The organism is Paenibacillus sp. F024, from assembly GCF_057814255.1.
On sequence record NZ_JBVASZ010000157.1, the window covers coordinates 1 to 287 of the forward strand.

The following is a 287-nucleotide window of genomic DNA, read 5'->3' on the forward strand; positions in this document are numbered from 1 at the left end:
GACGCAGATTGACACGCCAAAACCTGTAATGGACGGACGGTATACACTTTACGTCTCGCTGCTGAACGCTCCTGCGGGCAAATGGACGATACAAAACGCTAAAAAGGTGGATTTGCAAATTCATAAGCTAAACCCGCTGCCTGCAATCAAGGCGTCTGTATCGCCTGTTTCCGGCGCGGAAAACCGTATTCAAGTGACGTGGTCGATGGAGAATTCCGCGCCTGATGCGGAAGTGACGGTTATGCTTACGGACAGCGCCGATCAATTCATCGGAGACGTGATAGCAG

At 51.6% G+C, this 287-nt stretch carries 1 protein-coding gene; it reads left to right on the forward strand.

Features of this window, described 5'->3' with window-relative positions; genetic code table 11:
* A partial coding sequence (locus tag ACZYR9_RS27775; protein WP_488981515.1) for a hypothetical protein occupies nt 1–287 on the forward strand: 287 nt, incomplete at both ends.